Origin of the sequence: Erythrobacter sp. KY5 (genome assembly GCF_003264115.1) — a bacterium.
Classification (GTDB): Bacteria; Pseudomonadota; Alphaproteobacteria; order Sphingomonadales; family Sphingomonadaceae; genus Erythrobacter.
In genome coordinates this window covers 1,956,488-1,983,323 of record NZ_CP021912.1, presented here as the reverse complement: position 1 = coordinate 1,983,323, position 26,836 = coordinate 1,956,488, and the positions used below count along the sequence as shown (strand labels likewise).

At 59.4% G+C, this 26,836-nt stretch carries 21 protein-coding genes; 8 read left to right on the top strand and 13 right to left on the bottom strand.

What is annotated here, in order from left to right:
* The first annotated feature begins 13 nt into the window (after positions 1 to 13).
* From CD351_RS09330 to phoB, 6 genes are all read left to right on the top strand, one after another.
* Positions 14 to 1,279 carry an ATP-binding protein gene (locus CD351_RS09330; RefSeq protein ID WP_111992400.1) on the top strand — a complete coding sequence of 422 codons (1,266 nt, stop codon included), beginning with the start codon at positions 14 to 16 and terminating at the stop codon, positions 1,277 to 1,279.
* A 129-nt stretch (positions 1,280 to 1,408) separates the two neighbouring features.
* The gene (pstC, locus tag CD351_RS09325) at positions 1,409 to 2,794 is read left to right on the top strand and encodes a phosphate ABC transporter permease subunit PstC (protein WP_111992399.1); all 1,386 of its coding nucleotides are present in this window, start codon (positions 1,409 to 1,411) and stop codon (positions 2,792 to 2,794) included.
* Complete coding sequence (gene pstA / locus CD351_RS09320) at positions 2,787 to 4,052, top strand: phosphate ABC transporter permease PstA (RefSeq protein ID WP_111992398.1); 1,266 nt, start codon at positions 2,787 to 2,789, stop codon at positions 4,050 to 4,052. Before pstC ends, pstA begins: the two co-directional genes overlap by 8 nt.
* A gap of 41 nt (positions 4,053 to 4,093) precedes the next feature.
* Positions 4,094 to 4,840: a phosphate ABC transporter ATP-binding protein PstB gene (pstB, locus tag CD351_RS09315; RefSeq protein WP_234027295.1), complete on the top strand. Its 747-nt coding sequence runs from the start codon at positions 4,094 to 4,096 to the stop codon at positions 4,838 to 4,840.
* Complete coding sequence (gene phoU, locus CD351_RS09310) at positions 4,840 to 5,508, top strand: phosphate signaling complex protein PhoU (RefSeq protein ID WP_111992396.1); 669 nt, start codon at positions 4,840 to 4,842, stop codon at positions 5,506 to 5,508. Before pstB ends, phoU begins: the two co-directional genes overlap by 1 nt.
* 145 nt (positions 5,509 to 5,653) lie before the next feature.
* Complete coding sequence (phoB, locus tag CD351_RS09305; protein WP_007164058.1) at positions 5,654 to 6,343, top strand: phosphate regulon transcriptional regulator PhoB; 690 nt, start codon at positions 5,654 to 5,656, stop codon at positions 6,341 to 6,343.
* Here the strand turns inward: phoB and CD351_RS09300 are convergent.
* The 7 genes from CD351_RS09300 to CD351_RS09270 form a co-directional block, all read right to left on the bottom strand.
* Positions 6,340 to 6,999 (bottom strand): extensin family protein, encoded by a 660-nt coding sequence (locus tag CD351_RS09300; protein ID WP_234027092.1) that lies wholly within the window; start codon positions 6,997 to 6,999, stop codon positions 6,340 to 6,342. The two genes, phoB and CD351_RS09300, sit on opposite strands and share 4 nt — an antisense overlap.
* Positions 7,000 to 7,082: 83 nt before the next feature.
* The gene (locus CD351_RS09295) at positions 7,083 to 10,658 is read right to left on the bottom strand and encodes an error-prone DNA polymerase (protein WP_111992394.1); all 3,576 of its coding nucleotides are present in this window, start codon (positions 10,656 to 10,658) and stop codon (positions 7,083 to 7,085) included.
* An 11-nt stretch (positions 10,659 to 10,669) separates the two neighbouring features.
* The gene (locus CD351_RS09290; protein WP_111992393.1) at positions 10,670 to 12,106 is read right to left on the bottom strand and encodes a UdgX family uracil-DNA binding protein; all 1,437 of its coding nucleotides are present in this window, start codon (positions 12,104 to 12,106) and stop codon (positions 10,670 to 10,672) included.
* Positions 12,106 to 13,344 carry a putative DNA modification/repair radical SAM protein gene (locus CD351_RS09285; RefSeq protein ID WP_111993683.1) on the bottom strand — a complete coding sequence of 413 codons (1,239 nt, stop codon included), beginning with the start codon at positions 13,342 to 13,344 and terminating at the stop codon, positions 12,106 to 12,108. Before CD351_RS09285 ends, CD351_RS09290 begins: the two co-directional genes overlap by 1 nt.
* Positions 13,345 to 13,418: 74 nt before the next feature.
* Positions 13,419 to 13,748: a PilZ domain-containing protein gene (locus CD351_RS09280; RefSeq protein ID WP_111993682.1), complete on the bottom strand. Its 330-nt coding sequence runs from the start codon at positions 13,746 to 13,748 to the stop codon at positions 13,419 to 13,421.
* A gap of 71 nt (positions 13,749 to 13,819) precedes the next feature.
* Positions 13,820 to 15,409: a DUF6504 family protein gene (locus CD351_RS09275; protein ID WP_174214310.1), complete on the bottom strand. Its 1,590-nt coding sequence runs from the start codon at positions 15,407 to 15,409 to the stop codon at positions 13,820 to 13,822.
* On the bottom strand, positions 15,351 to 16,139 hold the full coding sequence (locus CD351_RS09270; RefSeq protein WP_174214311.1) for an ImuA family protein: 789 nt from the start codon (positions 16,137 to 16,139) through the stop codon (positions 15,351 to 15,353). The genes CD351_RS09275 and CD351_RS09270 overlap by 59 nt, the downstream gene beginning before the upstream one ends.
* 261 nt (positions 16,140 to 16,400) lie before the next feature.
* Here CD351_RS09270 and CD351_RS09265 point away from each other — a divergent pair, with 261 nt between their 5' ends.
* Positions 16,401 to 16,886 carry a pyridoxamine 5'-phosphate oxidase family protein gene (locus CD351_RS09265; protein ID WP_111992391.1) on the top strand — a complete coding sequence of 162 codons (486 nt, stop codon included), beginning with the start codon at positions 16,401 to 16,403 and terminating at the stop codon, positions 16,884 to 16,886.
* Between the two features lie 66 nt (positions 16,887 to 16,952).
* Here CD351_RS09265 and CD351_RS09260 read toward each other — a convergent pair whose 3' ends face one another.
* Entirely contained in the window at positions 16,953 to 18,407 is a 1,455-nt protein-coding gene (locus CD351_RS09260) for a sodium-dependent transporter (RefSeq protein WP_111992390.1), read from the bottom strand.
* Between the two features lie 146 nt (positions 18,408 to 18,553).
* On the opposite strand from CD351_RS09260, the gene panB reads away from it, so the two are divergent.
* The gene (gene panB, locus CD351_RS09255; protein ID WP_111992389.1) at positions 18,554 to 19,426 is read left to right on the top strand and encodes a 3-methyl-2-oxobutanoate hydroxymethyltransferase; all 873 of its coding nucleotides are present in this window, start codon (positions 18,554 to 18,556) and stop codon (positions 19,424 to 19,426) included.
* Here the strand turns inward: panB and CD351_RS09250 are convergent.
* The 5 genes from CD351_RS09250 to CD351_RS09230 are packed head-to-tail and all read right to left on the bottom strand — an operon-like array spanning position 19,423 to position 26,793.
* Positions 19,423 to 20,382 (bottom strand): bile acid:sodium symporter family protein, encoded by a 960-nt coding sequence (locus tag CD351_RS09250; protein ID WP_111992388.1) that lies wholly within the window; start codon positions 20,380 to 20,382, stop codon positions 19,423 to 19,425. The genes panB and CD351_RS09250 overlap by 4 nt on opposite strands.
* A 40-nt stretch (positions 20,383 to 20,422) precedes the next feature.
* On the bottom strand, positions 20,423 to 21,901 hold the full coding sequence (locus CD351_RS09245; RefSeq protein WP_162627675.1) for a lipopolysaccharide assembly protein LapB: 1,479 nt from the start codon (positions 21,899 to 21,901) through the stop codon (positions 20,423 to 20,425).
* Positions 21,894 to 23,258 carry a PEP-CTERM-box response regulator transcription factor gene (gene prsR / locus CD351_RS09240; RefSeq protein WP_111992386.1) on the bottom strand — a complete coding sequence of 455 codons (1,365 nt, stop codon included), beginning with the start codon at positions 23,256 to 23,258 and terminating at the stop codon, positions 21,894 to 21,896. The genes CD351_RS09245 and prsR overlap by 8 nt, the downstream gene beginning before the upstream one ends.
* On the bottom strand, positions 23,258 to 25,408 hold the full coding sequence (prsK, locus tag CD351_RS09235) for an XrtA/PEP-CTERM system histidine kinase PrsK (protein WP_111992385.1): 2,151 nt from the start codon (positions 25,406 to 25,408) through the stop codon (positions 23,258 to 23,260). The genes prsR and prsK overlap by 1 nt, the downstream gene beginning before the upstream one ends.
* On the bottom strand, positions 25,408 to 26,793 hold the full coding sequence (locus tag CD351_RS09230) for a TIGR03013 family XrtA/PEP-CTERM system glycosyltransferase (protein WP_111992384.1): 1,386 nt from the start codon (positions 26,791 to 26,793) through the stop codon (positions 25,408 to 25,410). Before CD351_RS09230 ends, prsK begins: the two co-directional genes overlap by 1 nt.
* Positions 26,794 to 26,836: the final 43 nt, after the last annotated feature.

The following is a 26,836-nucleotide window of genomic DNA, read 5'->3' as shown; positions in this document are numbered from 1 at the left end:
GAGCCACCGCGCCATGGGCCTCAAACAGACCTTTCCACTCGCTGGTATCATGCTCGCATTGGCCGCGCTTGTGGCGATGCTCTTGCAGGGGCTGGACGCCGCAATTGCATTAGCTGTGACCATCGTCTGGATCGGCTCTCTTCTGCTCGCCTCTGGCCGTCCACCTGAGCCGGAACGTGTCGTTGTCGAGGCCCCGTTTAGCACCCAGTCAATGCGCAAGCTGATCGAGAACTCATCCGTTCCCCTGCTGGTCACCGAACGCAACACCATCGCAATCGCCAACCGTGCCGCGCGCAGGATGCTGGGCCAGCACATAATTGGCCAGGATGCGAGGGTCGCATTCAGGCAGCCCGAAGCGATCTCGCTTTTGAGCGAAAATCGAAATGGGCAGGCTATCGTAAGAGGGCTTGTTAGACGTCAGGATATCTGGCTGATCAACCACCAGTCGGTGGATCAGGACCTCGCGGTTATCGAGCTGATCAACCAGACGGCCGAGGCGGACATAAGCCGGGCTCATACAGACTTTGTGGCCAATGCCAGTCACGAGTTGCGCACTCCACTTGCGGCAATCCTTGGCTATGTCGAAACCCTGCGCGAAAGCGGCGACAGCCTCGATTCTCCCACCTCACAAAAGTTTCTCGGCATTATCGAGCGCGAGGGACAGAGGCTGCAAAACCTTATCAGCGACCTGATGAGCCTTTCGCGTGTGGAAGCCGAAAAGCACGACCTACCAGAAACCAGGCTTGAGCTGGCGGCGCTGGCCGAACGCGCTGCGCGTGATGCGGCGGGATCGCAGAGGGTTGATCGCCTTAAGCTTGAGATTTTGGAAAACCCACTCGTCAAAGGCGACCTGCAGCAGCTTGAACAGGTGGTAAGAAACCTTGTCGACAACGCCCTCAAATACGGGTCAGCCGACACACCTGTGACGGTTCGCCTTGACCGCTCGCAAGACGGAATGGCGCGAATTGCCGTTACGGATCAAGGTGATGGAATTGCGCCAGAACAACTACCCCACCTCACTCGCCGTTTCTATCGGACGGATCCCGGGCGCAGCCGGGCCTCAGGGGGAACGGGTCTTGGGCTCGCGATCGTTAAACACATCGTGGAGCGCCATCGCGGACGCCTCAACATCGACAGCGATCTTGGCAAAGGTACGCGAGTGGTAGTGCGCTTGCCTATCGCGAAGGCAAAGAAGAAAGCCGCCAACACATCCTCTGACGCGATGCCGATCCAAAACGGAAACGAGGATCGAGAACCGGAAAGCCGTACATTGTCTTAGTGGTGTCTTATTTTATCTACATTCGGCACCGAGTGCCCATCACAGGGAATCGTCGGGCGCATCTCACACAGGAATTCCGCGGCTAACCTGACCGCGTGACAATCCTTCAAGGGGAACCAGGTTTAGTTCATGTCGCCAATTACACTCATCTTGATTGCTGTCGGGCTGGGGCTCGCCGGATGGCTTGCAGGCCGAGCCAAGGCGTGGAGCTTTCAGAAAGCAAACCCCGAGACACGCGCAGCAGCTCGGCCTACATATTATGCGTGGTACGTGGCGATCTGGATCGTCCTGCCTGTCCTCGCCTTCATCACGCTGTGGACACAGATGGCTCCCTATCTCGTGACGCAATCGGTCCTTGCCTCATCTGCTGGCGAGACGTTGCCGACTTTCGGATTTGAGCGCGAAGCATGGTTGGCCGAAGCGCGCGCGGTTGCGAACGGGTATGCTCCGGGCGTGTTCAATGAAGGCGCAGAAGCGCTCGTTGAGCCATTCCGCACCGCGACTCAGCGATATTCTCTCATCGGTTATGCTATCACTGTCCTGATCGCATTTGCCGGCGGCGCCTTTGCGTTCATGCGCGTGCGCCCTGATTTTCGAGCGCGGACCAAGGTTGAGCGGACTGTGATGGGCATTTTGCTCGCCGCTTCTCTGGTCGCTATCCTGACGACTTTCGGCATCGTGGCGAGCCTCGTGTTTGAAACCATTCGCTTTTTCGGGATGGTCTCGCCAGTCGACTTCCTGTTCGGAACCTTCTGGGGGCCAGACCCGATGAGCAACCCGGACAATCCGGATGGTTCACGGTTCGGCGCAATCCCGCTGTTCTGGGGCACGATCTTTATCGGCGCGATTATCGCGATGATCGTGGCCATCCCGCTCGGGCTGATGAGCGCGATTTATCTCACGCAGTACGCTGCGCCCTCGCTGCGCGCATGGGTCAAGCCGGCGCTGGAGATCCTCGCAGGTATCCCGACCGTTGTTTACGGCTATTTCGCCGCCCTGACTGTCGCGCCTGCCGTACGCGATCTTGCGGTTTCGGTCGGCATTTCGGGTGCATCAAGCGAAAGCGCACTTGCAGCTGGTGTCGTAATGGGCGTCATGATCATTCCGTTCGTATCATCAATGGCGGACGATTCGATGGCAGCCGTTCCCAGCGCGATGCGCGATGGCAGCCTTGCTATGGGGGCAACCCAGTCCGAAACGATCAAGCGCGTTCTCTTCCCCGCTGCTTTGCCCGGGATCGTTGCCGGGATAATGCTCGCCGTCAGCCGCGCTATCGGCGAAACCATGATTGTGGTTATGGCTGCGGGTGCTTCGTCGAACCTCACCGCCAACCCGCTCGAAACCATGACGACGGTGACATACCAGATCGTTGCCATGCTGACCGGCGAAGGCAGTTTCGATCACCCGGCGACCCTGAGCGCCTTCGCACTCGGTTTTGTCCTGTTCCTTGTGACGCTCGTGCTAAACATCATCGCACTGCGCGTCGTCAAACGCTTCCGTGAGGCCTATGAATAATCAGAGCGCCCCAATAGCCGGCGGCCCGACCCGCACCGAAGCCTTCGCCAAACGTCTCAACCAGCGGTACCGGGCTGAACGGCGCTTTCGTGCCCTCGGTCTTGGCGCAATTGTGTTCTCGATTGCCGTGCTGATCTTCCTGCTTGGCAACATGCTTGCCAATGGCATCGGCGGTTTCCAGCGCGCTGAGCTTGCAGTCGAGATCAACATGCCGGAAAGCGGCGTGACCGGTGACGAAGTTTCGCTCACTGCTCCCAGCGCAACGCAAGTCCTGGAAATGCAAGGGCTGCCTGACATTGTCGAGTTCTATGCCGAGCGTTCGCTTGGTGAAGCAGGCGCAGAGCAGGTCAGCCGCGATGCATGGCGCGACGTTGCCGATGCTTTGAAAGAAGACCCATCGCTGATCGACCGTACCGAGACCTTCCAGCTCGCCGCATCTTCGGATCTCGCAGCTGGTCTCGCAGGCGAAGGGTCAGAAGAGATGCAGGCCCTCGCTCAGCAGCTCGCAAGCGAAGGCAAGCTCGCGGAAAACTGGGACTGGGGCTTCCTGGCTCGCTCTGATGCGACCAGCCCTCAGCAGGTTGGCATCTGGGGGGCGCTGAAAGGATCGATCCTGACAATGATCGTGACCTTTCTGCTCGCTTTCCCCATCGGAGTACTCGCGGCGCTCTACCTTGAAGAGTATGCGCCGAAAAACAGATGGACCGACCTGATAGAGGTTTCGATCAACAACCTCGCGGCTGTCCCGTCGATCATCTTCGGCCTTCTGGGTCTTGCAGTGTTCCTGACCCTTTTCCCGAACCTGCGATCGGCGCCGGTAATCGGGGGTATGACCCTTGCACTCATGACGATGCCTGTAATCGTCATCTCAGGCCGGAACGCAATCAAGTCCGTTCCGCCGTCAATCCGCGATGGAGCCTTGGCCGTGGGGGCCTCGCCGATTCAGGTCGTCTTTCATCATGTTTTGCCACTGGCGCTGCCGGGTATGCTGACGGGAACGATTATCGGAATGGCCCGCGCCCTGGGTGAAACCGCACCCCTGCTGCTTATCGGGATGCGTGCATTCGTGGCCACGCCGCCTGACGGCTTCACCTCGCCAGCGACCGTCCTACCGATGCAGATTTTTCTATGGTCGGATGAAATCGACCGCGGTTTCGTCGAGCGCACCAGCGCTGCGATCATTGTCCTCCTGCTGTTCCTTCTTCTGATGAACGGCCTCGCCATTTACCTGCGCAATAAGTTCGAGAAAACCTGGTGACTCTAGTCCACGAAAGCATTCAGCACGACAAAGGCGCGAAGATGATCGCGCGCGATGTCTCGGTCTACTACGGCGCAAAGAAGGCCATCGACGAGGTGTCGATCGACATCTCGCCCGATTATGTGACCGCCTTTATCGGCCCGTCCGGCTGCGGAAAGTCGACTTTCCTACGGTGCTTCAACCGTATGAATGACACCATTCCCGTCGCACGTGTCGAAGGCCTGATCGAGCTGGAAGGGGAGGACATCCATTCCGATGCCATGGATGTTGTCCAACTGCGAGCTCGCGTTGGCATGGTTTTTCAGAAACCGAATCCCTTCCCCAAGTCGATCTACGAAAATATCGCCTACGGTCCGAAGATACATGGGTTAGGTGAGAAGAAGGCCGACCTCGATGTCATTGTGGAGCGTTCGCTCACACGTGCTGGACTCTGGGACGAGGTGAAGGACCGCCTGGAGGAATCCGGCACGGCTCTCTCGGGAGGCCAACAACAGCGCCTTTGTATCGCCCGTGCAATCGCCGTCGATCCAGAGGTTATCCTGATGGACGAGCCGGCTTCGGCACTCGACCCGATTGCGACCGCCAAGATCGAAGAGTTGATCGATGAGCTCTCGGGGCGTTATGCTATCGTAATAGTGACGCACTCCATGCAACAGGCAGCGCGCGTTTCACAACGCACCGCATTTTTCCACCTCGGGAAGATGGTCGAGTATGGTCCGACATCGGACATCTTCACCAACCCGATCGAAGAGCGCACCAAAGACTATATCACAGGGCGCTACGGCTAATGGCAGACCATACGGTCAAGGCATTTGATGAAGACATCACCCGGCTTCGCGGCCTTATCGCGGAGATGGGCGGTCTTGCCGAAGTTGCTATTCAGGAAGCTCTCGAAGCGATGGTTCGCGGCGACGAAGAGCTTGGTGATCGCGTCGTAGAGCGTGACAAGAAGATCGACGCGCTCGAAACTGAAGTGGACAAGTTGGCCGTGCGGATCATCGCCCTGCGCGCGCCCATGGCGGACGACCTTCGCGAAGTCATCGCGGCTTTGAAAATCGCAGGCGTGGTGGAGCGCATCGGAGATTATTCGAAAAACATCGCCAAGCGCGTCAGCATGATTGAGGGGCGCGAACGCTTCGAACCGCTCACTCTGCTCCCCGCAATGGGCGAGCTTGCTGGCGAAATGGTGCACGATGTGCTTACCGCCTATGCAGCACGCGATCCCGGCCTTGCGCGCGAAGTCATCAGCACCGATGCCAAGGTCGATGCATTCTACAACAGCATTTTCCGCAATCTTGTGAGCCACATGGTGGAAAATCCTGCGACCATTTCGAGCGCTGCTCAATTGTTGTTCGTCGCCCGTAATCTCGAACGTATTGGTGATCACGCAACTAACGTGGCCGAAATGGTTCACTTCGCGGCCACTGGCTCTTATCCTCCCGAAGAAGACCGCTAGAAGCCTGTCGCTTACTTGTGCAGAGCGATTTTCGACGATTGTGGAAAAGTTGGCGCTGTGAGATTCATCAAACTGTAGCCGAAATGAAACATGTGGATCGCGACCGCCCTTGTCTAATTCTGGGGCTTCGCGTGGGAGACATTTGATGTCCGCTGCCAAGTTGCTTCTCGTCGAAGATGACCCGGCTCTGTCCGAGCTGCTCGAGTATCGTTTCCAAAATGAAGGCTACAATGTTCGCTGCACTGGCGATGGCGACGAAGCCATGGTTCTTGCCAGCGAGGACGTGCCAGACTTGATCATTCTCGACTGGATGATTGAAGGCACGAGCGGAATCGAAGTGTGCCGCAGGCTGCGCCGTGACAAGGAAACCGCTCACGTGCCTATCATCATGCTGACCGCGCGCGAGGCTGAAGATGACCGTGTCCGCGGACTTGAGACAGGTGCGGACGATTATCTGACCAAGCCGTTCAGTCCGCGTGAACTGCTTGCCCGAGTCGCCGCCGTCATGCGCCGTATTCGCCCTGCCCTTGCCGGTGAAACTATTGAGGTTGGCGATATCAAGCTCGACCCGGTCGCCCACAAGGTACAGCGCCGTGGTCGTGCGCTGCAATTGGGGCCGACAGAATACCGCCTTCTCAAGTTCTTCATGGAGAGTCCGGGACGCGTTTTCAGCCGCGGTCAATTGCTCGACGGCGTCTGGGGTACCGGCTCGGATATAGAGCTGCGGACTGTCGACGTGCATATTCGTCGTCTGCGCAAGGCTATCGGTCTTGAAGGCGCGAAGGATCCGATCCGCACTGTGCGTTCAGCAGGGTATGCGCTCGAAGCAGCCTAACGGCACAAACTCGTCCAGCGGCCGTCCTGATCGAAGTGAAAGTGGTCGGCGTGAGCGTCATTGTAATCAGGCGACAGCACGGTCGCGAACACTCCGCACGCTCCATCGCGCACTTGCCTTAGGAAGCGGGCCTCGTCCGGATCGCCATCCCAGTCGCCTAGAACGCTTATCCGGCGTCCGTCCTCAAGCACGAACGCCGCAATATCGATCGCATTGCCCGTGGCGTGCTCGCTCCATGCTCCTTCACTGCGCCCGTATAGGCGACGGCAGGAATAAACTCCCAGATGTTCGATCTGGGCGAGCCCGCTTCCAAATATCTCTCGTGCGAAAGGCTCCACGCTCTTGGTGCGCCATAATTCCATTGCCGCAGCCACAGGACATGTCATGGTCGGCGAGTTTGGCGAAAAGGGGTAGTCGGTAAGCCGTGTTCGGTCGGCGCGCATGCAAGGCCCCTCGCCTGCTGGATCAAGCACAGCATATCCGACTTCGCTGCGATCAATGACGGCGCGGCACTCCTGCAGGTCGCCTTTGAGCGCTGCCAGCTTTGTCGCAGTCGCCATACCAACCGGATGCCGCAAGTCGAGCGGGGCAGCAGGGTTATGCTCCGGATGCGCCTCGACCCAGATGTAGCCGGAATAAGCCAGAATCCCGAGCATCGCCGCGACCAATAGTGTTCGCTCGGCGCGAAACTTTCCGACTTTTCTTGAGATGCTGAAAGGTTTGGATTTTCTGGCCATGGTCAATGAAAGTCGCGAGAGTTCGGAAGTATCCTCACATTTCGTGGATGGACGCGTGTGTTGGGCAGTTTGCGCCGTCCTCGCCTCGGCGCACCATCTGCGTCGGGCAGTTCGTCGATCAGATCGCGTGGGCGGATCGCTTCGGCATCGCTCTCGATCAGGTCATCCCTCGGATTCATGACACGCTTGCCACCAACCTGACTCGGCAATGGTGAATTCACGTGGTCAGCACGTGCAACCGGCGCGTTGAGCATATCGTCGGAGAGCGAGTATAACTGGTCAGTCGCATCATCCATGTGGTGAGCGATCACATGGATGACCTCGTCATCATATTCGACGCGGCCCCGCACTTCCATCAGCCGCGCCCCCATGACCACACGGCGCTGTTTTTCCTTGAGATCAGGCCACACGACGAGGTTGATCACCCCGGTTTCATCCTCAAGCGTGATGAAACACACACCCTTCGCGCTTCCCGGCCTCTGGCGGATCAGAACGACCCCTGCGACCTTGACCATGGACCGGAACTTTCGGTTCCTGAGGTCGCATGCGCGCACAAAGCCACGCTCGGCCAGACCTGCACGCAGGAAGGACATCGGGTGGGCTTTGAGGCTGAGCCGGGTGGTCTGGTAGTCGGCTACGACTTCTTCGGACAGTGGCATGGTAGGAAGCTGTGTCCGGGCGCGCTCCGCCCCTTCGTCTCGCTCGTCCGCGGCGCGGAATAGCGGCAGGTCAGGTCCCGCAATCAAACTGCGTGCATCCCACAAGGCCTGCCTGCGCGAAAGGCCTAGAGAGGTAAATGCGTCAGCACTGGCAAGACGCTCGACATGCGCCGGGCCAAGCCCGCCACGTTCGCGCAGCTCGGCAACATCGCGATAATCCCCGCCCTCTTCGCGCGCGGCGATCAGTTGCGCAGCGATGTGTTCGGGCAGCCCGTCAATCTGGCGAAGGCCCATTCGCATCGCGATATGCTTGTCGAGGCGACCCGTTTCACCGCCATCGGCCTGTGCGATCTCTTCCAAGGTGCAGTCCCACTGCGACGCGTTCACGTCGGGCGGCAGCACATTGACCCCATGCTCGCGCGCATCGCGCACAATCTGTGCCGGCGCGTAAAAGCCCATGGGCTGGGAATTGAGCAAGGCAGCCGCAAAGGCCGCCGGGAAATGGCATTTGAGCCAGCTCGATACATACACCAGATGCGCGAACGAGGCGGCATGGCTTTCGGGAAAACCGTATTCACCAAAGCCGCGAATTTGATTGAAACACCGCTCTGCAAAGTCGGGATCGTAACCGCGTTTCACCATGCGACCGACCATCATGTCCTGAAGCTCATCCACCATCCCACGCGAGCGAAAAGTCGCCATCGCCTTGCGCAAACGATTGGCCTCAAGCGACGAGAACTTTGCCGCATCCAGGGCGATCTTCATCGCCTGTTCCTGAAAGATCGGAACGCCGAGGGTGCGCTCAAGGATGCTCGAAAGCTCGTCAGGCGGGCCATGCTGCGGCGACGGTGCGGGGATCTGCACCGGCTCTGCTCCCCGGCGGCGTTTCAGATAGGGGTGAACCATGTCGCCTTGAATCGGCCCGGGCCTGACAATCGCGACCTGGATCACGAGGTCATAGAATTCGCGCGGGCGCAGGCGCGGAAGCATGTTCATCTGCGCGCGGCTTTCGACCTGAAACACACCGAGCGAATCCCCTTTGCGCAACATCGCATAGGTCTCAGGATCCTCGCGCGGAACGGTGGCAAGCGTCAGCGCGCGGTCGTGATGCGCTTCGAGCAGATCGAGACATTTCTTGATGCAGGTCAGCATGCCGAGTGCGAGCACATCGACCTTGAGGATGCCAAGCGCCTCGATATCGTCCTTGTCCCACTCGATAAAGCTGCGTTCCGGCATGGCACCATTCCCAATCGGGACCGTCTCGGTGAGCGAGCCCTCGGTGAGGATGAAGCCTCCAACATGCTGTGAGAGGTGGCGCGGCATCCCGATCATCTGCTCGGTCAGCTTAAGCACACGGCGAAGATGCGGGTCGGTGATATCCATGCCCGTCTCTGCAGCGTGCTTTTCGCTGATCTCGCGTCCCCATCCTCCCCAAACAGTCTTGGCGAGGCTCGCGGTGACGTCTTCAGACAAGCCCATCGCCTTACCCACTTCGCGGATTGCCATACGCGGGCGGTAGTGGATGACCGTAGCGGTGAGCCCTGCGCGATCGCGGCCATACTTTTTGTAAATGTACTGGATCACCTCCTCGCGCCGCTCGTGCTCGAAATCGACGTCGATATCGGGCGGCTCCTTGCGCTCTTCGGAGATGAAGCGGTCGAACAGAAGTTGGTGCTTGGCCGGGTCGACGCTGGTGATCTCGAGGCAATAACACACAGCAGAATTCGCCGCGCTGCCTCGCCCCTGGCACAGAATCGGAGGCTCAACGCTGCGGGCGAAATCGACGATGTCCTTGATCGTGAGGAAATAGCGCGCAAGGTCGAGCCTGGCGATCAGCTCCAGCTCTCGTTCCAGCGTCTGCTCCACGCTGTCAGGAACACCGTGAGGATAGCGCCTCTCTGCCCCGGCCCATGTCTCTACTTCGAGATATTCCTGCGGAGACATGCCATCGGGATAAATCTCCTCGGGATATTCGTAGCGCAGTTCCTCAAGGTTGAAGTCGCAATTGTCGGCTACCTCGCGGGCAGCACGGATCGCGTGTGGCCAGCGAGCGAACAGGTGCTGCATTTCCTGCGGAGACTTGAGGTGGCGTTCCGCGTTGGCGTGAAGCAGGTGCCCGGCCTGCGCCACTGTGGTCTTGTTCGCAATCGCAGTCATCACGTCCTGAAGCGGCCGACGTTCAGGCGCGTGATAGTGGACGTCATTCGTGGCCAGCAGCGTGAGGCCGTTCTCGCGGGCCAGCGCATCAAGCCGGTCAATCCGTGCGGTGTCGTCGCCGCGATAGAGGTACGAGGCAGCGAGGTGGCGCAGGGAAGGAAGATGCCGCGTCAAGTGGGGCAGGATTTCGGAAAACGGAGCGGTTACCATGAGCACCGCTTCCTCATCACCTTGGGGACGCAGCGGTACGACGTTGCTTGGTACCCGGATCGCGAACTCGGCCTCCAGATCTTCGGGCGGCAACAGGATCAACTGTATGTCCTCGCAATGTGCTGACAGCATTGCGAGGTCGATCTCGCACACCCCCTTTTCCTGCCATTCACCCGACAAGGTCTGCATTCGGCCAGCACTGATAAGGCGCGAGAGACGACCATAAGCGGCGCGGTCTTTCGGATAGGCCAGGAAGGCGAGCCCCTCGATCGTTTCGATCCGGCAGCCGATCACGGGGCGCAGCTTAAGCGTTGTCGCCTCTGTATGGATGCGCACCACGCCGGCAAAACTGTTCGCATCGGCAATCCCGATCGCATCATAGCCAAGGCTGCGGGCTGTCATTGCAAGGTCAACCGCGTCCGAAGCGCCCCGCAAGAAGCTGAAGCAACTCACTAGGCCAAGCTCGACGAAGGGTGCGCGTTCAGGACGGTCGATCAGGTCAGGATCGATCTCCAGCGTGCGTTTGTCAGGGGTAAGCGGGGCGTCGGGCATTGGCTCACACTCTATTCTGCCAGCTCAACGAGCCGCGCGCGCACCGCCGCCAGGTCGCGCGCGAACAGCTGTCCCTGCTGATCCGATGCCGGACCGTCGAGCCTCAGCAGGTAGGAGGGGTGAACCGTGACCCACAATTCACTGCCGTCCTCAAGCGGGATCGGGCGGCCACGTTCCTTCCCGATGCTGACCGTGCGGCCCAACAGCCCGCGCGCCGCGCTTGCGCCGAGAGCGAGGACCAAGCGCGGTTTGACCAGATTGCGCTCGGCTTCAAGCCACCAGCGGCACGTATCGACCTCCTTCGCGGTTGGGGTCTGGTGAATGCGGCGTTTGCCCTTCCACTTGAACTTGAAATGCTTGACCGCATTGGTGACGTAAGCCGCGCTACGGTCGATCCCGGCATGCTCAAGGCACTGGTTGAGCAATTGCCCGGCAGGTCCGACGAAAGGTCTTCCCTGCTTGTCCTCCTGGTCTCCGGGTTGTTCGCCAACAATCATCAAGGGCGCATCAGCAGCCCCCTCGCCCATCACTGCACGCGTGCCGCAATCGGCAATAGGGCAATCGCGGCAGTCGCTGATCCCTTGCGCGACAGCGGCGAGGTTCTCAGGAACCGCCTTTACTTCACGCTCACCCGCAGCAACCATGCCTGCCTCGCGCGCCTGTGCCCCGGCGATCAGACCAGGGATCAGCTCGGCCTCGGGCATGTTTTTCCAGTACTTCTTGGGCATTTCGGAGAGCATGGCCCCAACCTTGAGACGCGCAGGGTTGAAGATCGAGGCGTAATAGGACTTCCACAGCTCCTCGGTCGGGTCATCCTGCGGGGCATCCTCTCTTCTCGCAGGGCCACTTTCGCGCATCGTCTCGCCGTCCCAGTGAATGCAACCGCGCGGGGTAAGGATCGACCACTGCATGTTAGCAAACCGGCGCATGAAGAAACCCGCATTAGCGCGAACGATGTGATGATCGGGCTCGAACCATGCGACATAATGATCATCGCCCACTTCGCGAAAGCGAACGAAGGCGTGCATCTTGTGGCTGTCGCGGCGCACTTCCTTGTCGAGTTCCTCGATCCGTCGCACGTCCGGGTCGGCGCTGTCCTCCATCGCACGCGGGTTCAACTGGAGCCGCCACAGCATCCGGTACAGCAATCCGAAACGCTGCGGGTCGGAATGGAGCGCAGCGTTGCGTGCCAGCTTCAGGAAGCGCTTGCTGGCGCGCACGGGACGCGCATCCGAACCGGGCACCGGCAAACGCTTTTCACTTCGCGTCGGCCCTTCGAGCGCGAAAAGGTCGCCTGTGCCCCCGGGCTCGATCCAACTCACCCGGTCAGGCGGCACATCGCACTGGATGAGCCCGCGCGCCCGTTCGCGCCAAAAGGTGAAATCGTCGGGCGCAGGCAGGTGGATAGCGTAGTGCGCACCGAGCGAGACGTTCTGCATCGCGGTCATCAGAACAACTCCAGCTGCTCCTGCTTTGGTGCGAGCAATGCGCGCAGGTCAGCACGATCGGTCAGCATGGTCGGCTGCCAGTCGAGAGTGCACAGGAAGGGCCGAACCTTGGCGATCGACTGGGTGAGCCTGGCCACATCATCAAGCCGTAATGTCCGATGTCGCCGTGCCTTGAGGATGCGCGCCACCGCCGTCGTTCCCAGCCCCGGCACGCGCAGCAATTGTTCTTTTGACGCGCGGTTTACGTCGACCGGAAACTGCTCCCTGAATTTCAACGCCCATGCAAGCTTGGGATCAATGTCGAGCGGCAAGTTGCCATCCGCCTCGGTCGCCTGTGCGACTTCTCCGGGTGCATACCCATAAAACCGCATCAGCCAGTCCGATTGATATAGCCTGTGCTCTCGCATTAGCGGCGGGCGTTTCAACGGCAGCACCGCACTCGCATCTGGGATCGGAGAGAAAGCGCTGTAATAAACACGGCGCAGACCGAACGCCTTGTAGAGCGTGCTCGCCTTGCCCACGATATCGGCATCGCTCGCCGCATCCGCGCCAACGATCATCTGGGTCGATTGGCCGGCAGGTGCGAAGCGCGGCGCGTGCTTGAAACGCTTGCGCTCATCCTTGGCCTGAATGATCCGCGCCTTGGTCTTGTCCATTGCGCCCTCGATCTGTGCCTCGTCCTTATCAGGTGCGAGGCGCGAGAGACCCGAGCGGGTCGGCAGCTCGACGTTGATCGAGACGCGGTCGGCATGAAGCCCCGCCTGATCGATCAGTTCAGGGTCAGCTTCAGGGATCGATTTGAGGTGAATATAGCCGCGAAAATCGTGTTCTTCGCGCAGGATGCGCGCGGCCTCGACCAGTTGCTCCATCGTGTGGTTGGCGCTTTTGACGATGCCGGAGGACAGGAACAGCCCTTCGATATAATTGCGCTTGTAGAAATTGAGCGTGAGGTCCGCGACTTCCTGCGGCGTGAAGCGCGCGCGCCTCACATTTGAGCTTTTTCGGTTCACGCAATAGTGGCAGTCGAAAATACAATGATTGGTCAGTAGGATCTTTAAAAGCGAGATGCAGCGTCCATCGGGCGCATAAGCATGGCAGATGCCCATCCCCTCGGTCGAGCCAATGCCTTTCCCCCCAAGCGAGTTCTTGCGCGCAGTTCCCGATGACGCGCACGACGCATCATATTTTGCCGCATCGGCAAGAATTTCGAGTTTTTCGCGGAGCGTTTCACCGGACATATGTTCCTTATATGTTCCGTCATCGATTTTGCCAAATGCAAAGCTTGCAACCGATCCTCTCGCCGTGTGGCGGCTCAAAGACGGCGCAAATTGTCCTTTTCGGCAGCAATGTCGGGAATCTGCGCTGCGCACAGATGATCGAGGACTGCCGGGTGGATTTCGCCTTCGAAAGCGACGCCGGCAATGCGCCCTTCGATCCAGGCGATGCGGCCAACGGGCGCGTGAAGATTTGCGAGCTTCATGGTGACGCGATCCCCAACACTGGCAAAGCCGAGCGTCCCCCTGATCTTGCAACCACCTTCAGAGATATCGATCATATCGACATTGATAGCACGCGATTCCACTCGACTCTTCACCATCAGGCGAAGCGGGCGTCGCTGCGAAGTTCTTGAAACGGTGGGCATATTCATGGTTTCCACATCGCACATTGGCGTAAAGGAAACCTTAGTTTGGCAGTAAGACCCGCTTAGGACACTCAGGCGGACAAGCCCTGAAGAAACCAGTCCGGCATCCCTCCCCTGCCATCACCGACAATACCGTGGCGATAGATCCAATAGCGCGCTCCAGTGGAATCCTCGATTCGGTAATAGTCGCGCAGCCGCACTGTAGAGCGCACCCGCCACCATTCAGGGGCGATGCGTTCCGGCCCTTCGACACGCATCACTTCATGCACCTGTCCGCGCCAGCGAAAACGCTGCGGGGAACCATCGGGGGAGGCATACAGAACCGCGATAGGTTCCGGTCTGTCGAGTAATTTCAGGGGCCTCTCGCCCACAGGCCCAATCTGGACCGGTGGCGCCATCTCAAGCGGTGGAGACCAGCTTTGCGCTCGCTCCGGGAGGTGACTGGCATGGGGGACGGGTCGGCGCACAGCGTCAGGGCCAAGCCGCACGCTCAACCTGTCAATACAGGCGGCAAGCGAGGTTCCGTGACGCTCGGCAGCCGCTTCTACATCGCCCTGCGCTGCGGCCAGCGGTTCGGCCCAGCTGGCTCGCAGCCGCACGGTCTCGATCCCGAACCCTGCATCGATGTTGTCGAGCTTTTCCTCGAACAGGCGGGTGATGTGCCCCGCATCGCGTGTGGCAGCCGCCAGTTCAAGCTGTCGCACGATGACTTCGCCATCGACCCGCCACAGACCGAGTTCGAGCCGCCTCGCCCCCTCGCCTCGCCCTTCAAGTTCGCGTGCCATATCCTCGGCAAGGTCGGCGAGCACACGGTCAAGCAGAGAACGATGGCGCAGCGGTTCCATCAAACGGCGCTGCACGAGCGGCATCTGCTTCGGAACGATCGGCAGCAACGGTTCAGGCACGCGGCCGAGAAGTTGGTCGAGCCGGATCAGTGGATTTGCGCTCGGCGACCTGCGGTTGCGGAAACGGCGATGGAGCGCATCGCGCGCGGCCTCTTCGCTTCGGTTCACGGCTCCGGTCGTGATGTCGGCAAGCTCCCCAAGCCGCTTGAGACCCAGACGTCGCAAGACGGTGAGCACGTCGTCATCCAACCGCAGCGCTGCAACCGGCAGGTCGGCGAGAGTGCGGGTCATGTTTTCGCTTTCCAACAAAATCGAACGGGCCGGACCGTAGTGCGCCAAAGCCCAGGCCGCGCCAGCGGTCGGAGCAAGACCTGTGCGCACGGCAAAACCACGGCCCGCAAACGCAGTTTCAACATCAGCCAGCAAGCGCGCTTCACCGCCGAACAAATGAGCGGCAGCGGTAACATCGACCAACACGCCGTCCGGAGGATCAAGCGTGCTCCATGGACCCCAGCGCTGAGCCCACACGGCCAGTTTTTCCAGACACGCAAGATCGCCCGCCGGGTCAGCAGGAGCGGTCATAAGCGACGGACATACCGTGCGGGCATCAGCAAGCATCATTCCTGTCCGTGCGCCAGCATCGTGCCCTGCGCGATTCACGGCATGGATGCGCGGGCCGTGTGCGGTTTCGATTATGAGTACGGTCGGCTCGCCATCGGCGCCTTCGCCGGGCCCGCAGGCCTTCCTGTCTGTCCCTTCAGGCGCGAGCGACAGCCGCCAGCGATCGACCGACAGTCGGGCGCACCAGACGGCCAGAATACGGCGCGGCGGTGTGGCTAGGCGTGTTGGCGGGTTGCAAGGCGCTGCGGGTAAAGAGGCGTCCTTCGTCATAAGTGAGTGTCCATTGTCCGGGAGCGTGGCCGCGCGCGCGGAACAGTTCAGCCTGCCAGGTTGGCACACCAGGGGCATCGGCGTTCCAACGCGGGGATGCCGAAACAGCAGGCCGCACCCGCCAACGCATCCGCGCCGAAGACAGGTCGGGTTCTGCATCGATCCGCACCAGCCACAAGGCCACACCATGCTTTTCTGCGGCGAGGCTGAGCCTTCGCGAGGCAGTAAAATCGAGAGCGCGCGGATTGCTAGCAATCTCACCGATCACGCAGGCAAGATCGCGGCACTTGAGCCCTTCTTCCAGGGCGAATAGCGCATCTTCGGGTTTGCGAGCCTCGACATGGATCAGGCGCTCGCGAAATTCCTCCGGTAGCCCATGAATATAAGGTCGTCCGCCCATCTGCAGCGCACGCGCATCCTGCACCCAAAGGATATGTCGGCGATCATCAGCTTCGGCGAGCGGGTCGTCAGAATGAGCCGCCTCCTTGAGCGCATCGCGTGCCAGAGCCAGCGCCAGTCCGGCCCCGCTCGCGTCGCGGGCGCTGGTGAAAATTTCACTGTGAAGCGGCTGATCGGGAAGTCCGGGTTGCCAGCGCCCCTCCCTCGCCTTCGAGATCGCCGCGATTTCCTCTGCCGACAAGGTGTGAGCCGACAGACATGACGCAGCGCCCCCTCCGCAGTGAGCCGGAGGGCGCGAAGAAACGGACAGATCGTGCAGGGCTTTCGCCCCGGAAGGAAGAGCAGGACTGGTCATAGGAATATCATGAGAGACTCGGCCGAGCCTCATTTGTTCTTAATATGTTCTCATTTACTTATCAGTGCAACGATTTTTCGGCCCGCATGACCGCAACAGACACCTGAAATGGAACGCTGCCCCCTCCCCGCGCATTGAGTGGATAGACAAGGAGATACATCAATGCGTTACAACGAAGGCAAAGCCGACGAACTCAAAACCCAGTTCTGGAAAGCGCTGGCAGATTCGCCATTCCTGTTCCTCCAACTGGACGGACAACCCGCAACCGCAGTCCCCATGAGCCCGCAGCTCGACAAGGACGCCAACAGCGCGATCTGGTTCTTCACTCACGCGCATAGCGACTTCAACAAGCTCGGTGCGGCGACCGCGACCTTTCAGGGCAAGGGTCACGACATGTACGCCCGCTTCAACGGCACGCTCACCCGCGAGACAAGCCAAGAGCGCTTCGACCAGTTCTGGAACAACTTCGTTGAAGCCTGGTACGAAGGTGGCAAGGACGATCCAAACATCGTTTTCCTGCGCATGGACCTCGGCGATGCTGAGATCTGGAGCGGCGATCTTGGCCTGCTTAACACTGCCAAGATGGCGCTCGGCATGAACGTCCACGACGAAGCCGAGAAAGAGCACGTCGAAAACGTCGCGCTCTGACCGACCATACCGCAAAAGAAAAGGGCCGCCCCTACAGGCGGCCCTTTTCATTAGATGCACCGCTGCTCAACCAAATCGGCTGAACCGGGCAGCAATCCCTTCCATCACAATCGCAGCCGTTTCCGGGAAGATGCCAGCCAGAAGGATCAGGAAAAGCGCAATCGGGCAGACATAACGCACCAGAGCGCGCCAGGTCTGGTGCAGCGCCCCGTCGAGCCCGTTCTCATCATCGATCAACCTGGCATCCGCGATCCAGCCTACGAAGATACAGGTCAGGATTGCGCCGATCGGCATGAACAGCTTGGCCGTCACTCCGTCGAGCGCATCGAAGAAATTCGCTTCGGCAAATAGCGGAATGAAGCTCAGCGGGTAGAATTCCGCCATGTCGTTAAAGGAAAGCGACGCCAGCACGCCCAGCAAAGCCGCCCCTGCGCCGACGAGGATCGTCGCCATTGCGCGCGAAATTCGAACCTTGTCTTTCAGGAAAGCAACGGGAGCTTCGAGCAGCGACACCGAACTGGTCAGCGCGGCAAAGAAGACCATGACGAAAAACGCAAGCCCGATGAGCGAGCCGAACGGCATCGCCTGGAACGCGATCGGCAGCGACTGGAACATGAGGCCCGGACCTGCGCTCGCCGAAAGGCCGGCAGCAAAGACAATCGGGAAGATAGCGAGACCGGCGAGCAGCGCGACGCCCGTATCGGCGCCGGCAATTATCCCAGAGGTCTGACCCAGATTTGTGTCGCGGTTGGCATAGGAGCCGTAGGTTATCATTCCCGCAACGCCCAGAGACAGTGAGAAGAACGCCTGCCCGACCGCTGCCAGCATCACTTCACCGGTCAGCTTCGAGAAATCGAACGTGAAGAGATAGGAAACCGCTTCACTGAAATTGCCGGTGAAGGCGCCATAGATCGTGATGCCGAGGAACAGCAGGAAGAAGATCGGCATGAGATAGACCGCAACCCACTCGATACCGCTCGATACACCGCGCGCCACGAAGAACATCGTCACCGCCAGAAAGCCGAGATTGAGGCCAACCATCAACCCGCCATTGCCGAACAGACCAGGAAGCAGCCCCTCGATATCTTCCGCAGCGCGCCCGTCGAAAGCACCCCCGGTAAGCCCGGTCTGAAACAGATCGCTCACGAACACACCGACGTAGTAGAGAACCCATCCACCCACGACGCAATAGAAGCTGAGGATCAAAAAGGCGGCAAAGACGCCCAACGAACCGATTATGCTCCAGCCTCCCGAAGCATTGGAATCGCGCGCAACCTTGCGAACGCTGTCGGGAGCCGAGGCCTGCCCATGACGACCGATCAGCACTTCGGACAGGAGCACCGGCAAACCGATCAGCAAGACGCAGAAGATGTAGAACAGAACGAACGCGCCGCCCCCGTTCTCGCCCGCTTCGGCAGGAAAGCGCCACATATTGCCCAGGCCCACCGCCGAACCAACCGCAGCGAGTATGAACGCGCTGCGTGACGACCAATTTTCGTGGCCTGAACCTGCTGCTGCCATGTCTAGAAAAATCCCTCTTGGATCGCGCTTCCCCAAGCGCATTGTCTTGTGTTGACGCCTATCTGCAATGTTTCGACGCTCTCGCCAAGGGGGCAGAGCAATATCCCTGTTTGTCGTTTGCGCGTTGCGACGCTAGATCAGCCCTCATGTCGACCACATTTCAGCTCGATACGAGCACCAGCAGAGCCAACCCCACCCCCAAGCCGCGCAAGCGACTGACAGTCCCGCGCATTCGCGATCACAAGAAGGATGGCGCGACCAAAGAGCCGCTCGTCATGCTGACCGCTTATACCGCACGTCAGGCACAATTGCTTGATACGCACTGCGATATCCTGCTTGTCGGCGATTCACTCGGGCAAGTGATCTACGGTCTCGATTCAACTCTGCCGGTCACGCCGGAAATGATGATCGCGCACGGTGCAGCGGTGGTCCGTGGCAGCTATCACAGCCTTGTCGTAGTCGACATGCCGTTCGGGTCATACGAGGCATCCAAAGAACAGGCTTTCGACACGGCCAGCCGGATCATGGCGGAAACCGGTTGCGCTGCTGTCAAGCTTGAAGGCGGCGAAGCCATGGCTGAGACGATCAGCTTTCTCACCAATCGCGGTATTCCGGTGATGGGTCATGTCGGCCTGACACCACAGGCGGTTAACGTGCTTGGAGGCTACGCTGCCCGCGGACGGAGCCAGCAGGAACACGAAAAAATCCTTCGCGACGGGAAAGCTGTTGAGGATGCTGGCGCATTTTCGGTAGTCGCGGAAGGGGTACTGGAACCTATCGCAGTCGCCCTTACCCAGTCACTCGAAATTCCGGTGATCGGCATCGGAGCCTCTGCCCAGTGCGATGGTCAAGTACTCGTCACCGAAGACATGCTTGGCATGTTCGAGCGCGTCCCGCGCTTCGTGAAACGGTACGAGGATATTGCAAGCGTCATCGACAAAACCGTCGAAAAATACGCTGAAGAGGTACGCACGCGCACGTTCCCGACCGACGAGCAAACGTACCAGCCGAAGAGCTAGTCGTCGGCCAGCATTGAGGCGACCGGCGCTGCGATCATCAGTTGCAGCAAGTGGTACAGCAACAGCGGGGCAATGACGAAACCCGCCACTTCGGCGGGGAACAGGATCGCTGCTAACGGGGCACCAATCGCGACACTTTTCTGCGCACCTGCGAACAGGAACGCGATACGATCCTTGCGCTCGATCCCGAGCAAACCGCCGGTGATCCACGCCCCGCCAGAGGCCGCGATAAGGTATGCGATCACGAGCGCAATCATGATGGCCCAACCGGTCGCGCCGAACAGAGTTGCGAGCCCTTGTCCAACCGCGCCAGAGAATGCGACATAAACGGCAATGCCAATCACGACGCGGTCAAGCCAAGCTACCTGAGCCTTACGGTCCCTCAACCACTCAATCGTCCAACCCTGCACCATTTGCCCGAGTATGAATGGCAGTATGAGGATCACGCCGATCCGGATGACTGTTTCGCTTCCGATGTCGGCTGCCTCGTTACCCGCCAGCAATGCGAATAACGGAGCAGTGATGAACACCCCGGCTATGTTGATGAGCGCGGCGCCAACTACCGACAAAGCCACATTTCCCCCAGCAAGGCTAGTGTAGGACGTCGCGGACTGGATCGTCGAAGGCAGCGTGCCGAGATAGAGAAAGCCAAGCGCAACCATCGGCGGCAACGCGCCAATCGCAAGGTGCGACAGCCCCAGGCCCATCAGCGGCATGGCCACAAACACGAACGCAAACAGAGGTACGAAGAACTTCCAGTTGGTGAACCCGCGCGCGATTTCGCCGCGCGCGATCCGCATCCCGTTCACAAGGAACAGAACGAAGATTGCGATGTTGGAAACCGATTGAGCACTTTCGCGCCCATCCCCGCTAGCAGGCAGTGCGAATGCCATTGCTGTCGCGAACAGAAGCACAGCGATCATGGGGTCAGCAAAGATGGCAAGGCGATTGCGCATGTGCGATGCGCCACTGCCCTGTCGGCTGCCGCTTGTCGAGCTATAGGCTCAGGAATTCACCCGGCTTGAGGTGCGTAAGCAGCTGATCAAACCGCTCCGCATCCTCTTCTTCCCCGAGCGCACGCGCAGCGTCGGCTCGCAATGCAAGGACTTCAAGATCGTTACCTGCACCAAGACCGATTGCCGTATCGAGAAGGACCGCAGTTCTCAACCAATCCTCATTCCCGGCGCTGCGCTGAGCGAGGAGCAAGAGCGCTTCGGTGTTGTGAGGATCGCCCGCGATATGTCTGGTCAGAAGGACTTCTGCGGAAACCTGATCGCCATAGGCCATGAATGCCTCGACCATTTTGCGAGTTAGCGGCCAGGAGCGGCGCACGCGTGCCGAGACTTCGTAAAGTTCCAGTGCTCTTTGCGTTTCGTCGCTTGCAAGATAGGTATCGCCAGCCAGCGAATGGATATCTCCGGACGATGGGGCTCGTTCTAACAAAATGTCTGCCAGCCTACGTGCCGGAGCGAGACTTCCTGCCCCCACGAAATCGCGCAACTCAGCCGTGGCTATCGGCAACCGTCCGCCAGGGCGTGCCGATCCTTCGAGAATGATCTGGTCATCGGTTCGCCCCTCAAGCGCTCGTTCGATGAAGGGGATGGCACGCTCACGATCGCCCATCCTTTCAAGACTACGACCGACAAGCATCACGATATACGGCGACGCATTGTTGCGAGACGCTTGTCCCTCGAAGCGATCAACCAAAGCGCGATCGCGTCCACCCAGCCAGAGCGCGCGCGCAAGCAGCTCGTTTACCCGCACATTGGCGGGCTGACGTTCCGCAAGTGTTTGCAAGGTTTCCGCCGCAGTGTCGTAGGTGCCCTGCTGAAGATTTACGATCGCATCGAGCATCATTGCAGAAGCCACGCCTCTGCCAACAAGACCGCTTCGATTGAGCAAGGAACCTGCCAGGACCGGGTCGCCAGCGCGCGCTGCGAGGACTGCCTGGAGGAAATGAACATGCGGATGGTTGGGTGCCGCGACGGCCAGCTGCCTGACAACTTTCAGCATGTCGCTGTATCGGCCTAGCTCCCCCAGTGTTGCGGCGTAATCGGCAAGAATTTCCGGGTCCGAATGCGCCGCCAGAGCGGCAGTCTCAAACCAGACAAGCGATTCCGCGAGCCCATTTGCATCGCGCACCAGCTGGGCCCTCATCAAAAGTGCTGAAGGATATTGCGGATCCAGCTCCAGCGCGTAATCCGCAGCCTCAATCGCGGTCAGATGCTCGCCGCCCCGGAAACGCAGTCGCGCAATATCGACCCAGAGACCCGGATTATCAGGCTCAAGTGCGCGCGCCTCATCGTAATATCGGCCCGCTTCGCTCAGATTCCCGGCATTCACGGCGACGCGCGCATCGTCGATCAGTTCGAGAAAATCATCACCGCCACTGATTGACGACGAGGCTGCTATTTCGCTGTCTCCCGAACAGGAGCACAGTGCGACAGCCCCGATAATAGCGAGAAAATTACGCATGAAGATCGTACTGCTTGAGGAGATCGTAAAGCGTGGGACGACTGATCCCGAGCAATTTGGCGGTGCTTGATATGTTGCCCTCACTTCGCGCGAGCGCATGGCGGATCACGCGCCGGTCTGCCTGTTCACGGGCGGCCTTCAGGTTGAGAACGTCGGAGCTTTCTTCGTCCTCTCCTTCGAAATCGAGGTCGGCAGCACCAACGAGTTTACCTTCGGCCATGATCACGGCTCGCTTCACGCGGTTTTCAAGCTCGCGCACGTTGCCAGGCCAATCGTGTGCATCGATCACCGCCAGCGCATCTGGTGCAAAACCGGTGACCGCCGGGTTCATCTCGGTAGAGAAACGCTTGAGAAACGCCTTAGCCAAAAGGACTGCATCTCCGTGGCGCTCTGCAAGGCCGGGAATCCGCACCACGATCTCGGCTAGCCTGTAAAACAGGTCTTCGCGGAAAGTGCCTTCCCGGATCATCTGCTCAAGATCCTGATGGGTGGCGCATACGATTCTCGTATCGACAGCGATCGTCTTTCGCCCGCCGATCCGTTCAATCGTGCGTTCCTGCAAGAAACGCAGCAGCTTCACCTGCAACGGAAGGGGAATATCGCCAACCTCATCGAGAAAGAGCGTGCCGCCATTGGCGCTTTCGATCTTGCCCTCTGTCGTTTTGACCGCCCCAGTGAACGCACCCTTCTCGTGGCCGAAAAGCTCACTCTCCAGGAGATTTTCCGGGATCGCTGCGCAGTTAATCGCGACGAAGGGCTTGTCAGCCCGGTTGCTCGTATCGTGCAGACCCTGGGCGAGGAGTTCCTTACCGGTACCACTCGCGCCCAGAAGCATGACGGAAACGGAGGTAGAGGCAACGCGCTCAATCGTACGTGCGACCTTCACCATCTCCGGTGCACCCGTGATCAGGCGGCCCAGCACCGTTTTGTCTTCACTGGCGTTGGCGACAAGCCGCCGATTTTCGCTTTCAATGGCGTGCAGGTTGAATGCTCGGCGGACAATCAGGCCGAGCGCGTCGATATCCACCGGCTTTTGATAAAAGTCGTAGGCACCACGTTCGATGGCTCGCAGAGCGCTCTCGCGTGCACCATGCCCGCTCGCAACGATCACCTTTGTATCGGGCTTGAGCTCCATGATTGCATCGAGCACGGCAAAGCCTTCGGTGATCCCGTCAGGATCAGGCGGCAATCCAAGGTCGAGCGTCACGACTGCTGGAGCTTCACTACGCAGCGCCGCAATCGCGCTGTCGCGGTCACCGGCGATGACGACATCAAAATCCTCATACGCCCATTTTAGCTGAGCCTGGAGGCCTTCGTCGTCCTCGATCACTAGTAGTGTTGGTTTCTTGTCAGCCATCATGCGACCTTTTTGTTCTTGGGCTGGGATTTGGTTGCGGCTGTACCCGCGTATCCGTTCGCGCGGGAAAGCAGGCTTGCGGTTTCAGCAACGGGCAGCTTGGCAACGAAGCGCGTGCCGATCCCTTCACGCGATTCAACTGCCAGTCGGCCACCCATCGCCTTGATCATCTCGCGGGCTTCAAGAGCGCCAATCCCGAAGCCTCCCTGTTTCGAGGAGATAAACGGCTTGAACAGACCGGTGCGCACGAATTCGGGCGACATGCCTTCGCCTGAATCGATGATCTCGATCTGTCCCGTGATGCCATCGCTGCTCACGCTGAGGTGGACTGCATCGGTCGGTCCGCTTGCATCCACCGCATTTTGCACAATGTGCACCAAAGCTTGTTCCAGGCTTTCAGGATCGGCCAGCACTTCAACCGTCTCAGCTTGCGTTACCAGAACCGGATGAGCGCTTTTAAAACGCCGTTCGAGGTCACGCGCCAGCACACTCAGATTAATCGGGCGAAGCGTATTGGCCGACTGACCGCCATACCGCCCCAGACGAGCCAGCAATGCGTTGAGCTTTTCCGAGGAGTTGCGAAGCGTCACCAGCATGTCCGCGCGAAATTCAGGATTGTCGGCGTGCTTTTGTGCGTTGCCGGAAAGCAGGGAGAGCTGGCTCGCAAGGTTCTTGATGTCATGCATTACGAACGCCATGCGCCGGTTGAATTCATCAAATCGGCTCGCATCCATCAGCGCCTGCTGTCCCGCCTGCTCGGCAAGATAGCTCGCGAGCTGCTGGCCTACGACGCGCAGCAGATCGAAGTCTTCCCAATCAAGGCGGCGTTCGATGCGCGGCCGCGCCAGTACAATCGCTCCGACAAGCCGGTCGAAGTGTATCAAGGGCACGAGCGCCCAGGCATCTTCTGCTTCGATCAGCCATCCGGGCACATGTTCGAGCTCACCGACATGATCGATGCCAGCCCGTGCTTCCCCGAGATCGAGAATGTGATTGTGCTGCTCTAGCAAGCCGGCAAGTGCGAAGTCTGTCGCTTGCGCAGGAACTTCGAGAGTAGGCCAATTCCAGCGAGCCGAGAGTTCGAGACGGGCTTCCTCATCGGGCACCAGCAACAGGCCCGCAGGACTGTCAGTGATGTCTGCTATGGCCTTCAATGCACGCTGATGAAAGCTCGAATTGCCGCTCGATTTCTGGCTGACCGTCTGTGTGAAGCGCAACCATTCTTCGCGGTAATCATAGCGATGCTGGAACAGGTGCTTGGCGGCTGTAACTCTGAACCATCCGCGCATGCGCTCCGACGGAAGCCAAAGCACTGCGGCCAAGACCGCAAGCACCAAGAACAACGCCTGGCTCGCCCGCGCAATGTCGCCGCCAAGCAGGGCAAGCCCTCGGGTGACGACGATCATCATTGACAGGTAGCTGCCGATGACAAGCAGGGAGAGAGTCTGGAAAGTTACCGCACGCGATGGGCGAAACTGGAGCCCCGCACTGGTTGCATTGGCTCCCATCGCGAGCGCAATCGCGAACAGCCCGGTGACTATCCCCCGCGCCGACACAAGGAATGTCGGCATCTCTGCGGCAAGATAGGCGACAGTGAAGAGATTGAGATCGTAGGCGAAGATACCGGCAAGCGCGATGCCGCTCCACCGGATAATCTGGCGCGAGACGTTGGCAGCGCTGGCATAAAGGTTATGCAGCAGCACCAGCGCACCCACCGCCACGAGCATGTTAAGGAGCGTGCCAATCTCGAAGATGACAAGCTGTATCTGCTCATATTCGGAGGTCTGTGAACCCACGAAGAGAAGCACAGGCTGAAGCATCTGGACAAGCACGAGCGACGCGATGACCGGCCTGATTGGCCTCATGCTTTCATCTCTGCCATCTGCGGCGAAGAGACGGAAGATGACGTCAATCAATGCAAGATTGCGGGCTGTAGCTGCCAGCTCGGCTTCAGGCGCGCCTGGTCCGAAGACCACGCTGACAACGCACCATATGGCCGTAAGCGCGGACGCGGCGAGTACCGCTTTGCGGTCAGGGCGCGACACATCGCCAAAGCGTGCGATCCACAGCCCGGAACCGCAGGCCATGACCGCCCCGATCAAATAGCACAGGGCAGTCACGCTGTTCAGGACAGATGAAAGCCCCTCCATTACCGCGCCCCATCAGGCCAGAGGACGACCCGAACCGTTTGCAGCAGGACAACGAAGTCGAGGAAAGGCGTGTAATTCTTGGCGTAGTAGAGATCGTATTCGAGCTTCTTGCGGCTATCCTCGGTCGAGGCGCCATACGGGTAATTGATCTGTGCCCAGCCCGTAATGCCCGGCTTCACCATATGGCGTTCACCATAGAACGGGATCTGTTCCTGAAGTTCATCGACAAAGGTCGGCACTTCAGGACGCGGTCCCACGAAGCTCATCTCGCCTTTGAGCACGCTCCAGGTCTGCGGCAGTTCGTCGATACGGACTTTGCGAATGAAGCGGCCAACGCGTGTGATCCGGCTGTCATTCTTCTCGGCCCATTTTGCCCCGTCTTTTTCAGCGTCGACGCGCATGGAACGTAGCTTGATAAGATAGAATGGTTGTCCAAACAGTCCGACCCGCTCCTGTCGGAAGAAGGCGGGCCCCTTGCTGTCCAGCTTCACGATGATTGCGAACACAGCGATGATGGGTGCGGTGAGCAAAAGCAGGATCAGGCTTGCGACAATGTCGAACACGCGTTTGACCGCGCTTGAGAACATGCGTCCGCTGGAAAAACCGTCGGAGAAGATCAGCCAACTGGGATTGACCGTATCGAGATCGACCCGGCCGGTTTCACGTTCGAGGAAACTCGAAAAGTCGTTGACATGCACACCCTTTGTTTTGATGCGCAAAAGGTCATTGAGAGGCAGCGAATTGCGGCGTTCCTGCAGCGCGAGAACGACCTCGCTCACGCCAAGGTTTTCAACGAATCGGCCAAGATCGTGAATCGCCTCGCGCGCAATCGCTTCTTCGACCGCCCGCTCCGGCTCGCCCATCGCGATATAGGAGACGATGGCGAAACCCGCTTCCGGTTTCTCTGACAGTTTGCGCAGCCGCTGCGCCCTGTCGCCTGCGCCGAGCACCATAACCCTTCGGCGAAATGCACTCGAACCAAGGAAGCTGTTGAGCAACAGCCGGTCGGCAACCAGTACGAGAACCGCAAAGCCCATGGCGTAGAGCAAGGTCGAGCGCCAGAAAGTCTCGCCCGGCAATATCCAGTCAATCGTAGCAAGCGCAATGATGCCGAGACTGATCGCAACCAGCAGTCGCGCTCCGGCAAACCTGAGCGATCGAAGGGCGTAAGGTCCGTACACTCCGACGGAAATCATCGCGAGCCATACAACCGAAGCGGACCCCAGCAACGGGATCCAGCGCGACTCAATCGGGTCCAGCTCCATCCCGATCTGCGATGCACGAACCTGCCATGCCAGCTCTCCAGCTAGCACCAGAAGGGCAAAGTCCAGCAGGCCGAGCAGGATCACGGCGTGAGGAATATAGTGCTTGAACAAGCGGATCATCGCGTTGCGAAACCTTCAGAGGGGGTCTGGTGCGATGATCTCT

Excerpts from the sequence above, each read along its gene's own strand:
- CD351_RS09330 (WP_111992400.1), top strand. The coding sequence starts at position 14 with ATGGGCCTCAAACAGACCTTTCCACTCGCTGGTATCATGCTCGCATTG.
- pstC (WP_111992399.1), top strand. The coding sequence starts at position 1,409 with ATGTCGCCAATTACACTCATCTTGATTGCTGTCGGGCTGGGGCTCGCC.
- pstA (WP_111992398.1), top strand. The coding sequence starts at position 2,787 with ATGAATAATCAGAGCGCCCCAATAGCCGGCGGCCCGACCCGCACCGAA.
- pstB (WP_234027295.1), top strand. The coding sequence starts at position 4,094 with ATGATCGCGCGCGATGTCTCGGTCTACTACGGCGCAAAGAAGGCCATC.
- phoU (WP_111992396.1), top strand. The coding sequence starts at position 4,840 with ATGGCAGACCATACGGTCAAGGCATTTGATGAAGACATCACCCGGCTT.
- phoB (WP_007164058.1), top strand. The coding sequence starts at position 5,654 with ATGTCCGCTGCCAAGTTGCTTCTCGTCGAAGATGACCCGGCTCTGTCC.
- CD351_RS09300 (WP_234027092.1), bottom strand. The coding sequence starts at position 6,999 with ATGCTCGGGATTCTGGCTTATTCCGGCTACATCTGGGTCGAGGCGCAT.
- CD351_RS09295 (WP_111992394.1), bottom strand. The coding sequence starts at position 10,658 with ATGCCCGACGCCCCGCTTACCCCTGACAAACGCACGCTGGAGATCGAT.
- CD351_RS09290 (WP_111992393.1), bottom strand. The coding sequence starts at position 12,106 with ATGACCGCGATGCAGAACGTCTCGCTCGGTGCGCACTACGCTATCCAC.
- CD351_RS09285 (WP_111993683.1), bottom strand. The coding sequence starts at position 13,344 with ATGTCCGGTGAAACGCTCCGCGAAAAACTCGAAATTCTTGCCGATGCG.
- CD351_RS09280 (WP_111993682.1), bottom strand. The coding sequence starts at position 13,748 with ATGCCCACCGTTTCAAGAACTTCGCAGCGACGCCCGCTTCGCCTGATG.
- CD351_RS09265 (WP_111992391.1), top strand. The coding sequence starts at position 16,401 with ATGCGTTACAACGAAGGCAAAGCCGACGAACTCAAAACCCAGTTCTGG.
- CD351_RS09260 (WP_111992390.1), bottom strand. The coding sequence starts at position 18,407 with ATGGCAGCAGCAGGTTCAGGCCACGAAAATTGGTCGTCACGCAGCGCG.
- panB (WP_111992389.1), top strand. The coding sequence starts at position 18,554 with ATGTCGACCACATTTCAGCTCGATACGAGCACCAGCAGAGCCAACCCC.
- CD351_RS09250 (WP_111992388.1), bottom strand. The coding sequence starts at position 20,382 with ATGCGCAATCGCCTTGCCATCTTTGCTGACCCCATGATCGCTGTGCTT.
- CD351_RS09245 (WP_162627675.1), bottom strand. The coding sequence starts at position 21,901 with ATGCGTAATTTTCTCGCTATTATCGGGGCTGTCGCACTGTGCTCCTGT.
- prsR (WP_111992386.1), bottom strand. The coding sequence starts at position 23,258 with ATGGCTGACAAGAAACCAACACTACTAGTGATCGAGGACGACGAAGGC.
- prsK (WP_111992385.1), bottom strand. The coding sequence starts at position 25,408 with ATGGAGGGGCTTTCATCTGTCCTGAACAGCGTGACTGCCCTGTGCTAT.
- CD351_RS09230 (WP_111992384.1), bottom strand. The coding sequence starts at position 26,793 with ATGATCCGCTTGTTCAAGCACTATATTCCTCACGCCGTGATCCTGCTC.